The sequence below is a fragment of the Pseudomonas sp. BRG-100 genome (assembly GCF_000737955.1).
Taxonomy (GTDB): domain Bacteria; phylum Pseudomonadota; class Gammaproteobacteria; order Pseudomonadales; family Pseudomonadaceae; genus Aquipseudomonas; species Aquipseudomonas synxantha_A.
Genome location: NZ_JPRX01000001.1, coordinates 1,267,188 through 1,281,530 on the forward strand (window position 1 = coordinate 1,267,188; position 14,343 = coordinate 1,281,530).

Here is a 14,343-nt window from a genome sequence, read left to right on the forward strand (position 1 = left end):
ACCGTCTTCGTTAGGTACTGCGCATTCGGCGCTGCGCTCATTATGAGTGCCGCACCACCTGTGACTGCTGCTTGCGCAACTTGCGGGGCTTATGGCCCGTAAAGCTGCGCAAGGCTGCGTCCAGCGGATATTCCGCGGTGAGTCTTGCGCGCAAGGCTCACGACGGGCAACTCCGCCGTGGTTTCTTATTATCTCGCTTAGCGCTTCTTCTTGTTGGCGATGTGGATGGCACCGCCATTCACTGCCAACGCTGCTTCGTGCAACGCTTCGGACAGGGTCGGATGGGAGAAGACCATCATACCCAGGTCCTCGGCACTGGTGCCGAATTCCATACCGATCGCGCCTTGCTGAACCAGTTCTGCAGCGCTTGGGCCAATCACGTGGACGCCCAATACGCGGTCAGTCTTGGCATCAGCGATGACTTTGACAAAACCACCGGTGTCGTTGGCTGCCATGGCACGGCCGGAAGCGGCGAACGGGAAGGTGCCGACGTTAACTTCAACGCCTTCAGCTTTCAACTGCTGTTCGTTCTTGCCGACCCATGCGATTTCCGGGTGGGTGTAGATAACCGACGGGATCAGGTCGTAGTTCATCTGGGTCTTGTGACCCTTGATGCGCTCGACGACCATGATGCCTTCCTCGGAAGCCTTGTGGGCCAGCATCATGCCACGAACCACGTCGCCGATCGCATATACGCCCGGTACGGTGGTTGCGCAGTGATCATCAACGTGGATGAAGCCACGCTCGTCGATGTTCACGCCGCTGTCGGAAGCCAGCAGGTCGTTGGTCACTGGACGGCGACCAACGGCAACGATCAGCTTGTCGAAGGTGATGGTCTGCTCGCCGTCTTTATCGGTGTAGGTCACCACGACTTCTTCGCCGTTGACCTTGGAGCCGGTGACACGGGCGCCGAGCTTGATGTCCAGACCTTGTTTGGTCAGGGTTTTCAGCGCCTCTTTGGAGACTGCAGTGTCGGCCGCCAGCAGGAACGTGTCCAGGGCTTCCAGCACGGTGACTTCAGCGCCCAGACGGGACCATACCGAACCCAGTTCCAGACCGATTACGCCAGCGCCGATCACGCCCAGGCGCTTAGGCACAGCCTGGAATTCCAGGGCGCCAGTCGAATCAACGATCACGTTGTTGTCAACTGGAGCAGGCGGAATGTCGATTGGACGCGAGCCAGGAGCCAGGATCACGTTTTCGGCTTCGATGACTTCAACCGAACCGTCTGGCTTGGTGACTTCGACTTTCTTGCCGGCCAGCAGCTTGCCGTGACCCTGAATGGAAGTCACACCGTTGGCCTTGAACAAGGTGGCAACGCCGGAAGTCAGGCCTTTGACGATGTTGGCTTTACGGCCGACCATTGCTGGCACGTCCATGGTCACGCCAGCATGGTTGATGCCGTGGATCGCGAAGCCGTCTTGGGCTTCGTGGAATTTCCAGGAGCTGTCCAGCAGCGCCTTGGAAGGAATGCAACCAACGTTCAGGCAGGTACCGCCCAGCGCCAGTTTGCCTTCCTTGTCGGTGTACTTTTCGATGCAAGCAGTCGAGAGGCCCAGTTGCGCAGCCTTGATGGCGGCAACATAGCCGCCAGGGCCTGCACCAATCACTACAACGTCAAATTTCTGTGTCATGAAAATAGATCCTCTATTTGCGACAAGCTTCTAGCCACAAGCTGCAAGCCAAGCTGCTTTTTCCTACAGCTTGTAGCTCGCAACTTGCAGCTGCTTCTATCAGATGTCCAGGAGCAGGCGAGCCGGGTCTTCCAGCAGGTTCTTGATGGTCACCAGGAACGTCACGGCTTCTTTACCATCGATCAGGCGGTGATCGTAAGACAATGCCAGGTACATCATTGGGCGGATCACGACCTGGCCGTTGATGGCCATCGGACGCTGGATGATGTTGTGCATGCCCAGGATCGCGGCTTGCGGTGGGTTGACGATCGGCGTCGACATCATCGAACCGAAGGTACCACCGTTAGTGATGGTGAAGGTACCGCCGGTCATCTCGTCGATGGTCAGCTTGCCGTCACGGGCTTTCTTGCCGAAGCCGGCGATGCCGCCTTCGATTTCGGCCAGGCTCATCAGCTCGGCGTTACGCAGCACTGGAACCACCAGGCCACGGTCGCTGGACACGGCAACGCCGATATCTGCATAGCCGTGGTAAACGATGTCGCCGCCGTCGATGGAAGCGTTGACTGCCGGGAAGCGCTTGAGTGCTTCGGTGGCCGCTTTCACGAAGAACGACATGAAGCCCAGGCGCACGCCGTTGTGGGACTTCTCGAACAGGTCCTTGTACTTGGAGCGCAGGGCCATGACTTCAGTCATGTCGACTTCGTTGAACGTGGTCAGCATCGCCATGTTCGACTGCGCTTCAACCAGGCGCTTGGCCACGGTGGCACGCACGCGAGTCATCGGTACGCGCTTCTCGGTACGGTCGCCGGCAGCGAACACCGGGGCAGCAGCCGCTGGAGCAGCAGCCTTGGCAGGCGCGGCAGCCGGAGCGTTCTTCTTGGCTTCAACCGCAGCAACCACGTCTTCCTTGGTCACGCGGCCGTCTTTGCCGGTGCCCTTGATGGAAGCCAGGTTGATGCCGTTCTCTTCAGCCAGTTGACGCGCAGCTGGTGCAGCGATTGGATCTTCGCCACCGGCTGCCGGTGCAGCGGCAGGCGCCGAAGCAGCCGGTGCAGCAGCAGCGGCGGCAGGAGCAGGAGCTGCAGCAGCGCTGCCCTCTTCGATCGAACCCAGTACCTGGTTCGACAGAACGGTAGCGCCCTCTTCAGCCACGATCGCGCCCAGCACGCCGTCAGCTTCGGCCAACACTTCCAGTACGACTTTGTCAGTCTCGATGTCGACGATCAGGTCGTCACGCTTGACGGCCTCGCCTGGTTTCTTGTGCCAGGTGGCAACGGTGCCATCGGCAACCGATTCCGGGAATGACGGGGCTTTGATTTCGATAGCCATTATCTGTAGGTCCTTAAAATTCGGTTTCAGTCAGCGCGAAGGCGTTAAACAGTGAAAGCATCTTGCAGCAGTTTTTCCTGCTGCTCGGCGTGCATCGACGCATAGCCACACGCAGGTGCAGCAGAAGCATCACGACCGGCGTACTCAAGGACCAGGGCCTTGTTGTGGTTGCCGATGCTGCGACGCAGATGATGCTGGCTGCTGTACCAGGCGCCCTGGTTCATCGGTTCTTCCTGACACCACACCACGTTCGTGAGGTTGGTGTAAGGCGCGATGATCTCCATGAGGTCATCTTCCGGGAACGGGTAAAGCTGCTCGATACGCACGATGGCGATGTCTTCGCGGCCTTCGGCACGGCGTTTTTCCAACAGATCGTAGTAGACCTTGCCGCTGCACAGGATCAGGCGAGTGACCTTGGCGGCGTCCAGTGTATCGATCTCTGGAATCACGGTCTGGAACGAACCTTGGGCCAGATCTTCCAGGGTCGAAACGGCCAGTTTGTGACGCAACAGCGATTTCGGGGTCAGCACGACCAGCGGCTTGCGCAGCGGGCGGATCACCTGGCGACGCAGCAAGTGGTAGATCTGCGCCGGGGTGGTCGGCACGCACACCTGGATGTTGTGCTCGGCGCACAATTGCAGGTAACGCTCCAGACGGGCCGAAGAGTGCTCCGGACCCTGGCCTTCATAACCGTGTGGCAGCAGCATGGTCAGACCGCACAGGCGGCCCCACTTGTGCTCGCCGCTGGTGATGAACTGGTCGATAACCACCTGGGCACCGTTGGCGAAGTCGCCGAACTGGGCTTCCCAGATCACCAGCGCATTAGGCGTGGTGGTGGAGTAGCCGTATTCGAACGCCAGTACGGCTTCTTCGGACAGGAACGAATCGTACAGGTCGAAACGTGGCTGGCCTTCGTACAGGTTCTGCAACGGGATGTAGGTGCCCGCGTCTTTCTGGTTGTGCAATACAGCATGACGGTGCGAGAACGTACCGCGGCCGATGTCCTGGCCGGTCATGCGGATTGGGTGACCTTCGAACGCCAGGGTCGCGTACGCCATGGTTTCGGCGTAACCCCAGTTGATCGGCAGGCCGCCGGCTTGCATCTTCTGACGATCTTCGTAGATCTTCGCCACCTGGCGCTGTACGACGAAGCCTTCGGGAATTTCCAGCAGCTTGGCGGACAGTTCCTGCAACGTCTTCAAATCGAAGGATGTATCGTGACGTGCAGTCCAGGTGTGGCCCAGGTACGGACGCCAGTCAACGAACAACTCTTTGTTCGGCTCCTTGACCAGGCTTTTCACTACATGCAGGCCATTGTCCAGCGCGTTGCGGTATTCATCGACTTTCGCCTGAACACGCGCATCGTCAACCACGCCGGCCTTGGTCAGGCTTTCGGCGTACAGCTCACGGGTGGTGCGCTGCTTGGTGATCTGCTGGTACATCAACGGCTGGGTGCCGCTTGGCTCGTCCGCTTCGTTGTGACCGCGACGGCGGTAGCAAACCAGGTCGATCACCACGTCACGCTTGAACTGCATGCGGTAGTCGACTGCCAGTTGGGTCACGAACAGCACGGCTTCCGGATCATCGCCATTCACATGGAGGATCGGCGCCTGGATCATCTTGGCAACATCGGTGGCGTACTCGGTGGAGCGCGCGTCCAACGGGTTGCTGATGGTGAAGCCGACCTGGTTGTTGATGACGATGTGAACGGTACCGCCGGTCTTGAAGCCGCGAGTCTGCGACATCTGGAACGTTTCCAGGACCACGCCTTGACCGGCGAATGCCGCGTCACCGTGGATGGAAATCGGCAGAACCTTCTCACCGGTGGCATCGTTACGACGATCCTGGCGCGCACGTACCGAACCCTCGACCACTGGCGAAACGATTTCCAGGTGGGATGGGTTGAACGCCATGGCCAGGTGAACTTCACCGCCGGTGGTCATCACGTTGGACGAGAAGCCCTGGTGGTATTTAACGTCACCGGAACCCAGCTCGACCTTCTTCTTGCCTTCGAACTCGTCGAACAGCTCGCGCGGGTTCTTGCCGAAGGTGTTGACCAACACGTTCAGGCGACCACGGTGAGCCATGCCGATCACGATTTCCTTGGTGCCGTAGGAACCGGAACGCTGGATCAGCTCGTCGAGCATCGGAATCAGGCTTTCGCCGCCTTCCAGGCCGAAACGCTTGGTGCCCGGGTATTTGGTACCCAGGTATTTCTCGAGGCCCTCGGCCGCGGTCACGCGCTCCAGCAAGTGGCTGCGGACATCGGCGGACAAGACCGGACGGCCACGCACGCCTTCCAGGCGGTGCTGGAACCACTGGCGCTGCTCGGAATCGGTGATGTGCGTGAATTCAGCGCCGATGGTGCGGCAATATGTCTGCTGCAACGCTTCGTGAATTTCGCGTAGGCTCGCTTCCTCTTTGCCGATGAACAGGTCGCCGGCACGGAAGGTCGTATCAAGATCGGCATTGGTCAAGCCGTAATGATTGATCGACAGGTCTGCAGGTGCAGGACGCTGCCACAGCCCCAGCGGGTCAAGCTGGGCTGCCTGGTGGCCACGCATACGGTAGGCCTGGATCAGTCGCAGTACTTCAACTTGCTTCTTCTCGTGCTCACTGCTCACGCTGCCGGCGGAAACCGGTTGGGCGCGGCGCTGGTTCTTTGCCAGCAGCACGAACTGATCGCGAATTGTTGCGTGCGATACATCGGTGGCAGCGTTGCCGTCTGAAGACAACGTCTGAAATTTGGTGCGCCATTCTTCTGGCACAGCGTTAGGGTCGTGCAGGTAGAGCTCATAAAGCTCTTCCACATAGGCAGCGTTACCACCTGAAAGATAGCCGCTGTTCCACATGCGCTGCATCACGCTTTCTTGCATGCTTGGTCACCCTCGATTTGGGGACACCACCGGCGAAAACACCGAGTTTGCTTGCAAAAGGCCAAGTGCAGCGACCAAAACAAGCCACTTAGGATCACGCTGATAGTTCGGGTACCAACCCGAATGCCCCTGCTTGTCTCATTTCTTCAAAATAAGAGCCGCGGCTTTGTAAGTCGCTGCTCAAGTTAAAACTACGGCGCCGGTTGAAGCCTGCGCCGCAGCATTTACGGGCACAACGGTCCTGCTTTACTACAACGTCAGTTACACGCCGCTGTGCAGCAGCATGTTACGGATGTGACCAATGGCCTTAGTCGGGTTCAGGCCTTTGGGGCATACGTTGACGCAGTTCATGATCCCGCGGCAGCGGAATACGCTGAACGGGTCATCCAGCGAAGCCAGACGCTCGGACGTCTTGGTGTCACGGCTGTCTGCCAGGAAGCGGTACGCTTGCAGCAGTGCAGCTGGACCCAGAAATTTGTCCGGGTTCCACCAGAAAGACGGGCACGACGTCGAGCAGCAAGCACACAGGATGCACTCGTACAGACCGTCGAGCTTCTCGCGCTCTTCCGGGGATTGCAGACGCTCGATGGCCGGAGCCGGCGTGTCATTCTGCAAGAACGGCTTAACTTTCTCGTATTGCTTGTAGAAGATGCTCATATCGACGACCAGGTCACGGATAACCGGCAAACCTGGCAGAGGACGAACGATCAGCTTGTTGCCTTTGACAACAGCAGACAGCGGCGTGATGCACGCCAGGCCATTCTTGCCGTTGATGTTCATGCCGTCGGAGCCGCAAACACCCTCACGGCAAGAGCGACGATAGGAGAAACCTTCGTCCTGCTCTTTGATCAGTGCCAGTACATCCAGCACCATCAGGTCTTTACCACCGGTATCGACCTGGAACTCCTGCATGAACGGCGCAGCGTCCTGATCAGGGTTGTAGCGATAAACACTGACTTTCAACATGGCAGCCACCCTTAGTAAGTCCGAATCTTCGGTTCAAACGTCGGCACCGTCTTCGGCGAGAAGTTCACGGCACGCTTGGTTACGCGCTTGTCACCCGGGAAGTACAGGGTGTGGCACAACCAGTTTTCGTCATCGCGATCTTCAAAGTCTTCACGAGCGTGAGCACCACGGGATTCTTTACGAACCTCGGCGGCGATCGCCGTCGCTTCAGCCACTTCCAGCAGGTTTTGCAGCTCAAGGGCTTCGATACGAGCGGTGTTGAACGCCTGGCTCTTATCGTTGATCTTGACGTTGGCGATACGCTTGCGCAGGTCAGCCAACTGGGCGATACCTTTCTGCATGTATTCGCCGGTACGGAACACACCGAAGTAGTTCTGCATGCAGTTTTGCAGCTCGCGACGCAGGGTTGCCACGTCTTCGCCATCTGTGCGCTCGTTCAGAGCGTTCAGGCGCGCCAGGGCCGCTTCGATGTTGGCGTCGGTGGCGTCATCGTATTCGATGCCGTCGGTCAGCGCCTTTTCCAGATGCAGGCCGGCCGCGCGACCGAACACTACCAGGTCGAGCAACGAGTTGCCGCCCAGGCGGTTGGCACCGTGAACCGATACACAAGCCACTTCACCTACCGCGAACAGACCATGGATGATCTCGTCCACGCCTTCGGCATTCTGGGTGATCGCCTGGCCGTGAATGTTGGTCGGTACGCCGCCCATCATATAGTGGCAGGTCGGAACAACCGGAACCGGAGCAACCACTGGATCAACGTGAGCAAAGGTCTTGGACAGTTCGCAGATACCTGGCAGGCGGCTGTGCAGCACTTCTTCACCGAGGTGATCGAGTTTGAGCAGTACGTGGTCACCATTCGGGCCACAACCGTTACCGGCGATGATCTCTTTAACCATCGAACGGGCCACGACGTCACGACCAGCCAGGTCTTTGGCGTTCGGAGCATAACGCTCCATGAAACGCTCGCCGTGCTTGTTGATCAGGTAACCACCTTCACCACGGCAACCTTCGGTTACCAGTACACCGGCGCCGGCGATGCCGGTGGGGTGGAACTGCCACATTTCGATGTCTTGCACCGGTACGCCAGCACGCAGTGCCATGCCGACGCCGTCACCGGTGTTGATCAGGGCATTGGTGGTCGAGGCGTAGATACGGCCTGCACCGCCAGTCGCCAGCACGGTAGCCTTGGCGCGGATGTAGGTGGTTTCACCGGTTTCGATGCAGATGGCGATCACGCCGACGAACTCGCCCTTGCCGTTCTTCACCAGATCAACAGCGTAGTACTCGTTCAGGAACGTGGTACCGGCTTTCAGGTTGCCCTGATAAAGGGTGTGCAACAGCGCGTGACCGGTACGGTCGGACGCAGCGCAAGTACGGGCAGCCTGCCCGCCTTTACCGTAATCCTTCGACTGGCCGCCGAATGGACGCTGGTAGATACGACCTTGCTCGGTACGCGAGAACGGCAGACCCATGTGGTCCAGCTCGAACACTGCGGCCGGGCCTTCCTGACACATGTACTCGATAGCGTCCTGGTCACCGATGTAGTCGGAACCCTTGACGGTATCGTACATGTGCCAGCGCCAGTCATCGTTCGGGTCGGCGGAGGCGATGGCGCAGGTGATGCCACCCTGGGCCGATACGGTGTGGGAGCGCGTCGGGAACACCTTGGTGATCACGGCAGTCTTGTGACCGCCCTGGGCCAGCTGCAGCGCAGCGCGCATGCCCGCACCGCCGCCACCAATAATGATGGCGTCGAATGAAATAGTTGGAATGTTAGCCATGAATCAGATACCCCAAAGAATCTGCACACCCCAGACGAAGTAAGCGAACATCGCGACGCCGCATACTGCCTGGAAGAGGAAACGTACTGCAGTCGCGGACTTGCCAAGCGCCATAGGCGTCAGGTAGTCGGTCGCGATGGTCCACATGCCAACCCAGGCGTGTGCGCCCAGGGCTACAAGGGCCAGCAGACTGAAGATTCGCATCGCATTGTGGGAAAACAGGCCGTGCCACTGCTCATAGCCGATGCCCGGGTTTGCGACGAGGTATCCGATCAGAAAAATGAAATAAGCCGCGAGAACGACCGCAGACACACGCTGTGCCATCCAGTCATAGAGGCCCGAACGCGACAGATTCGTTACGCTGGTTACCATATCCAAACTCCTGCCAGAACGATCAGCACCACGGAAATGGCGATGATGATTTTCGAGCCCAGGCGGCCGCCTTCCAGCGTCTCACCGATGCCCATGTCCATGATCAAGTGGCGCACACCGGCTACCAGGTGATACAGAAGAGAGGACAGGAGGCCCCATGCTACGAACTTGGCCAGCGGGCTGGTCAAGCATGCCTTCACCTCGGCGTAACCTTCCTCGGAACCCAGGGATTTGCTCAATGCATAAAGCATGATGCCCAAGCCCAGGAACAGGATGATGCCGGAAACACGGTGCAGGAACGACGTAACGCCGGTGATGGGGAGTTTGATGGTCCTTAGGTCTAGGTTTACAGGTCGTTGGCTATTCACGGCTTTTTTTCACACTGAAGAGCCCCTAACAATCAGGGCAAAGTTGTTGGGGAGTGCGACTGGTCAGGTAAGCACCACCCAGGGAGTGCGACCCCCAATGAAAGCAAGCCCAAAAGCCCTTGGCGGTCGGTGGCCGAGTATAGACAGTTAGGTTACTAATGACAACGCGCACACCTCACCCTAATAGCTGATTGCGCTGGCGGGATAAAAGGCGTAAATGGCAGGCAATTTCGACGAAAAAGTACGGTTAAAGCCTTCTGGCGCAAGACTTTAGGCAAATTGACATCTGGATTTATATCAATATAGTGGTGCGGGCCCTGCGTGGGGGGTCTGTCTGATGATTTGAAGCATAAATAGGAGGCCACATGGCTGACAAAAAAGCGCAGTTGATCATCGAGGGCGCAGCCCCCGTCGAGCTGCCCATTTTAACCGGCACCGTTGGTCCCGATGTTATCGACGTACGGGGCCTGACGGCCACGGGCCGTTTTACTTTCGACCCAGGCTTCATGTCGACCGCTTCCTGCGAGTCGAAGATCACCTATATCGATGGTGACAATGGCATTCTGCTTCATCGCGGCTACCCGATCGAACAACTGGCTGAAAAGTCGGACTACCTGGAAACCTGCTACCTGCTGCTAAATGGCGAATTGCCAACAGCCGAGCAAAAGGCCCAGTTCGTCAGCACCGTGAAGAACCACACCATGGTTCACGAGCAGTTGAAGACCTTCTTCAACGGCTTTCGTCGCGACGCCCACCCGATGGCCGTCATGTGCGGCGTGGTCGGTGCCCTGTCGGCCTTCTATCATGACTCCCTGGACATCAATAACGCCGAGCATCGCGAAATTTCCGCGATCCGCCTGGTTGCCAAGATGCCGACCCTGGCCGCAATGGTTTACAAGTACTCCATGGGCCAGCCCATGATGTACCCGCGCAACGATCTGACGTACGCGGAAAACTTCCTGCACATGATGTTCAACACCCCGTGCGAGATCAAACCGATCAGCCCGGTGCTGGCCAAGGCAATGGACCGGATCTTCATCCTCCACGCCGACCATGAACAAAACGCCTCCACTTCTACCGTCCGCCTGGCCGGCTCTTCGGGTGCCAACCCGTTTGCCTGTATCGCCGCCGGTATCGCCGCACTGTGGGGCCCTGCCCACGGCGGTGCGAACGAAGCCGTATTGACCATGCTCGATGAAATCGGCGATGTATCCAACATCGACACGTTCATCGCCAAGGCCAAGGACAAGAACGATCCATTCAAGCTGATGGGCTTCGGTCACCGGGTCTACAAGAACCGCGACCCTCGCGCGACCGTCATGAAGCAGACCTGCGACGAAGTGCTGAAGGAACTGGGCATCAAGAACGATCCGCAACTCGAACTGGCCATGCGCCTGGAAGAGATCGCCCTGACCGACCCGTACTTCATCGAGCGCTCGCTGTACCCGAACGTCGACTTCTACTCGGGGATCATCCTCAAGGCGATCGGCATTCCAACCAGCATGTTCACCGTGATCTTCGCCCTGGCGCGGACCGTGGGCTGGATTTCCCACTGGAAGGAAATGCTCTCCAGCCCGTACAAGATTGGCCGTCCGCGCCAGCTGTACACCGGCTACGAGTCGCGTGACATTACCAAGCTGGAAGATCGCAAGTAAGCACTTAGCGGTTTGCTTGTAATGAGAACGGCCTCCCTTAGCGGAGGCCGTTTTTGTTTGTGTGGCCTGATCTACCGCCATCGCAGGCAAGCCAGCTCCCACAGTCGATCGGGTTCACACAGTCAACCTGTGGGAGCCGGGCTTGCCCGCGATGAGGCCAGCCCAGGCAACACAAAAGACCCAGGCAAAAAAATACCCCGGCCTTGCGACCGAAGTATCTCTTATGCATCTGACGACTTAGTGATTAACCGCCCCACTCGCCCCCAGGCCAGTCTGCGAACGCACAAACTGCGGGAAATACAGCGCACGCTCTTTCTCTGCCGCCGCCGATTTGTCGGTGATGGAGAAGAACCAGATGCCGATGAACGCAATGATCATCGAGAACAGCGCCGGATACTCGTACGGGAAGATGGCTTTTTCATGGTGCAGGATCGACACCCAGATGGTCGGGCCGAGGATCATCAGGCCCACGGCACTGATCAAGCCCAGCCAGCCGCCGATCATGGCGCCACGGGTGGTGAGATTTTTCCAGTACATGGAAAGCAGCAACACCGGGAAGTTACAGCTGGCGGCAATCGAGAACGCCAGGCCGACCATGAACGCAATGTTCTGGCTTTCGAACAGGATGCCCAAGCCAATCGCCAGCACCGCCAGGGCGATAGTGGTGATCTTCGATACGCGAATTTCATCCTTCTCGTTGGCCTTGCCTTTCTTGATCACGCTGGCATACAGGTCATGGGACACCGCCGAAGCGCCGGCCAGCGTCAAGCCGGCAACCACTGCAAGAATGGTGGCGAAGGCCACGGCCGAGATGAAGCCCAGGAAGATACTGCCGCCCACCGCGTTGGCCAGGTGCACCGCCGCCATGTTGTTACCGCCAAGCAAGGCGCCTGCTGCATCCTTGAACGCCGGGTTGGTGCTGACCAGCAGAATCGCGCCAAAGCCGATGATGAACGTCAGGATGTAGAAGTAACCAATGAAGCCGGTCGCATACAGCACGCTTTTACGTGCTTCCTTGGCATCGCTCACCGTGAAGAAGCGCATCAGGATGTGCGGCAGGCCGGCGGTACCGAACATCAGGGCCAGGCCAAGGGAGAATGCCGAGATCGGGTCTTTCACCAGCCCACCCGGGCTCATGATCGCTTCACCTTTAGGGTGAACCTTGATCGCCTCGGCAAACAACGTGTTGAAGTCGAAGTTGACGTGCTTCATCACCATCAGCGCCATGAACGAAGCACCGGAGAGCAGCAGCACTGCCTTGATGATCTGCACCCAGGTGGTCGCCAACATGCCGCCGAACAACACGTACAGGCACATCAGGATGCCGACCAGGATCACCGCCACATGGTAATCCAGACCAAACAGCAGCTGGATCAACTTGCCCGCGCCAACCATCTGCGCGATCAGGTAGAACGCCACCACCACCAGCGAGCCACAGGCCGACAGGCTGCGGATCTGAGTTTGCCCCAGGCGATAGGACGCCACGTCGGCAAAGGTGTACTTGCCAAGGTTACGCAGGCGCTCGGCGATCAGGAACAGAATGATCGGCCAGCCCACCAGAAAGCCGATCGAGTAGATCAGGCCATCGTAGCCGGAAGTGAAAACCAGCGCGGAAATCCCCAGGAAGGACGCGGCCGACATGTAGTCACCGGCAATCGCCAAGCCATTCTGGAAACCGGTGATCTTGCCGCCTGCCGCATAGTAGTCAGCCGCCGACTTGTTGCGCTTGGACGCCCAATACGTGATGCACAGGGTGGCGCCGACAAACGCGACGAACATCACGATGGCCGAGACGTTCAGCGGTTGCTTGTGCACTTCACCGGTCAATGCGTCCGCCGCCCAGACGGCCGGAGCAAACAGCGAAGCGCCGAATATAGCCAATAGACGCCGGATCATTGCGCAGCCTCCTTGAGAATCGCATTGTTCAGGTCGTCAAATTCGCCGTTGGCCCGGCGTACGTAGATGCCAGTGAGAATGAAGGCAGACACAATCAGCCCGACGCCCAGGGGAATGCCCCAGGTAATCGAGGAACCGGGGCTGATCTTGGCCCCCAGTATTTGTGGCCCGTAGGCAATCAACAGGATGAAAGCGGAGTAAAGCCCTAGCATGATCGCCGAGAGAATCCAGGCGAATCTTTCCCTTTTCCTGACCAGCTCCTTGAAACGCGGGCTGTTTTGAATCGAGAGGTAAATGCTGTCGTTCATTGTTTTTATCCTCGCAGCACAGCTTTTTTATTATTTTGGAACATATCCACTGTATGCGGCTGCGGAAGAGGTTCCAGACGACCTTAGTAGTAGATCGAGTGTAGCGAGGGATGGCCAAAGCGCAGGAAGATTTGAGGCGGTGCGAAACCAATGTGGGAGGGGGCTTGCTCCCGATAGCGGTGTGCCAGTCAAAAAATCTGTGGCTGACCTACCGCTATCGGGAGCAAGCCCCCTCCCACAGGGGTGCATCAGTGGCTTTTATTTAGCGGTCCACTCAGCGACGCGCTCAGGGTGCTTGGCCACCCAATCCTTGGCCGCGGCGTCTGGTTTGGCGCCTTCCTGGATAGCGAGCATGACTTCACCGATTTCGTCCTTGGAGGCCCACTGGAATTTTTTCAGGAAAGCTGCCACTTCCGGCGCTTTCTTTTCCAGGCCCTTGCTGCCGATGCTGTTGACGGTTTCAGCAGCACCATAAATCCCTTTTGGGTCGTCCAGGAAACGCAGTTTCCACTTGGCGAACATCCAATGGGGCACCCAACCGGTTACCGCAATGGATTCCTGCTTGTCTTCGGCACGTGTCAGTTCAGCGATCATCGCCGCGCCCGAGCTGGCTTGCAGTTTGTAGTCCAGGCCGTATTGCTTGATGGCGTCGTCGGTCTTGAGCATCACGCCTGAACCGGCGTCGATGCCGACGATCTTGTTTTTGAAGGTGGTGTCGGTCTTGAGGTCTTCGATGGATTTGGCCTTGACGTACTCCGGTACGATCAAGCCAATTTTTGCATCCTTGAAGTTGGGGCCGTAGTCGACCACCTTGTCCTTGTTCTTGGTCCAGTATTCACCATGGGTCACCGGCAGCCAGGCAGACAGCATGGCATCGAGCTTGCCGGTGGCGACGCCCTGCCACATGATCCCCGTGGCGACCGCTTGCAGTTTCACGTCATAACCGAGCTTTTGCTTGATCACTTCCGCCGCCACATGGGTCGTGGCAACGCTGTCGGACCAACCGTCCACGTAACCGATGCTCAGGGTTTTGCTGTCGGCACTGACCAGTGTGGAGCCCATCGCAACTACCAGCGTGGCAGCTGCGCCCAAGAGTCGTCGCATCTTCATATGTACTTCCCCGAAAGTGCTGCGCCCGACGGATGCCGAGCGACA

The 14,343-nt window shown here is 58.2% G+C and carries 11 protein-coding genes; 1 reads left to right on the forward strand and 10 read right to left on the reverse strand.

The genetic code is table 11. The features are described from left to right. Nucleotides 1-197: 197 nt before the first annotated feature. From lpdA to sdhC, 7 genes are all read right to left on the reverse strand, one after another. A complete protein-coding gene (gene lpdA, locus JH25_RS21800) occupies nucleotides 198-1,634 on the reverse strand; it encodes a dihydrolipoyl dehydrogenase (protein ID WP_005786578.1) in 1,437 nt (478 codons plus the stop codon). 99 nt (nucleotides 1,635-1,733) lie between these two features. After that, nucleotides 1,734-2,963 carry a 2-oxoglutarate dehydrogenase complex dihydrolipoyllysine-residue succinyltransferase gene (gene odhB / locus JH25_RS21795; protein WP_032877091.1) on the reverse strand — a complete coding sequence of 410 codons (1,230 nt, stop codon included), beginning with the start codon at nucleotides 2,961-2,963 and terminating at the stop codon, nucleotides 1,734-1,736. A 44-nt stretch (nucleotides 2,964-3,007) separates the two neighbouring features. Continuing rightward, nucleotides 3,008-5,839: a 2-oxoglutarate dehydrogenase E1 component gene (locus JH25_RS21790; protein WP_005786575.1), complete on the reverse strand. Its 2,832-nt coding sequence runs from the start codon at nucleotides 5,837-5,839 to the stop codon at nucleotides 3,008-3,010. A gap of 261 nt (nucleotides 5,840-6,100) precedes the next feature. Then, a complete protein-coding gene (locus tag JH25_RS21785; protein ID WP_005786573.1) occupies nucleotides 6,101-6,805 on the reverse strand; it encodes a succinate dehydrogenase iron-sulfur subunit in 705 nt (234 codons plus the stop codon). An 11-nt stretch (nucleotides 6,806-6,816) separates the two neighbouring features. After that, the gene (gene sdhA / locus JH25_RS21780) at nucleotides 6,817-8,589 is read right to left on the reverse strand and encodes a succinate dehydrogenase flavoprotein subunit (protein WP_005786572.1); all 1,773 of its coding nucleotides are present in this window, start codon (nucleotides 8,587-8,589) and stop codon (nucleotides 6,817-6,819) included. Between the two features lie 3 nt (nucleotides 8,590-8,592). Continuing rightward, complete coding sequence (sdhD, locus tag JH25_RS21775; protein ID WP_003172805.1) at nucleotides 8,593-8,961, reverse strand: succinate dehydrogenase, hydrophobic membrane anchor protein; 369 nt, start codon at nucleotides 8,959-8,961, stop codon at nucleotides 8,593-8,595. Beyond that, nucleotides 8,955-9,329 (reverse strand): succinate dehydrogenase, cytochrome b556 subunit, encoded by a 375-nt coding sequence (sdhC, locus tag JH25_RS21770; protein WP_003190005.1) that lies wholly within the window; start codon nucleotides 9,327-9,329, stop codon nucleotides 8,955-8,957. Before sdhC ends, sdhD begins: the two co-directional genes overlap by 7 nt. Before the next feature lie 365 nt (nucleotides 9,330-9,694). On the opposite strand from sdhC, the gene gltA reads away from it, so the two are divergent. Further along, a complete protein-coding gene (gene gltA, locus JH25_RS21765) occupies nucleotides 9,695-10,984 on the forward strand; it encodes a citrate synthase (RefSeq protein ID WP_005786568.1) in 1,290 nt (429 codons plus the stop codon). Between the two features lie 237 nt (nucleotides 10,985-11,221). Here the strand turns inward: gltA and JH25_RS21760 are convergent, their stop codons facing one another. The 3 genes from JH25_RS21760 to JH25_RS21750 all read right to left on the reverse strand — a co-directional run bounded on the left by JH25_RS21760 (nucleotide 11,222) and on the right by JH25_RS21750 (nucleotide 14,298). Beyond that, nucleotides 11,222-12,880 carry a cation acetate symporter gene (locus JH25_RS21760; protein WP_005786566.1) on the reverse strand — a complete coding sequence of 553 codons (1,659 nt, stop codon included), beginning with the start codon at nucleotides 12,878-12,880 and terminating at the stop codon, nucleotides 11,222-11,224. Then, nucleotides 12,877-13,188 (reverse strand): DUF485 domain-containing protein, encoded by a 312-nt coding sequence (locus JH25_RS21755; RefSeq protein ID WP_005786564.1) that lies wholly within the window; start codon nucleotides 13,186-13,188, stop codon nucleotides 12,877-12,879. The genes JH25_RS21760 and JH25_RS21755 overlap by 4 nt, the downstream gene beginning before the upstream one ends. Nucleotides 13,189-13,446: 258 nt before the next feature. Next, nucleotides 13,447-14,298, reverse strand: a complete 852-nt coding sequence (locus JH25_RS21750; protein WP_032877092.1) for a glycine betaine ABC transporter substrate-binding protein — start codon at nucleotides 14,296-14,298, stop codon at nucleotides 13,447-13,449. Nucleotides 14,299-14,343 lie beyond the last annotated feature (45 nt).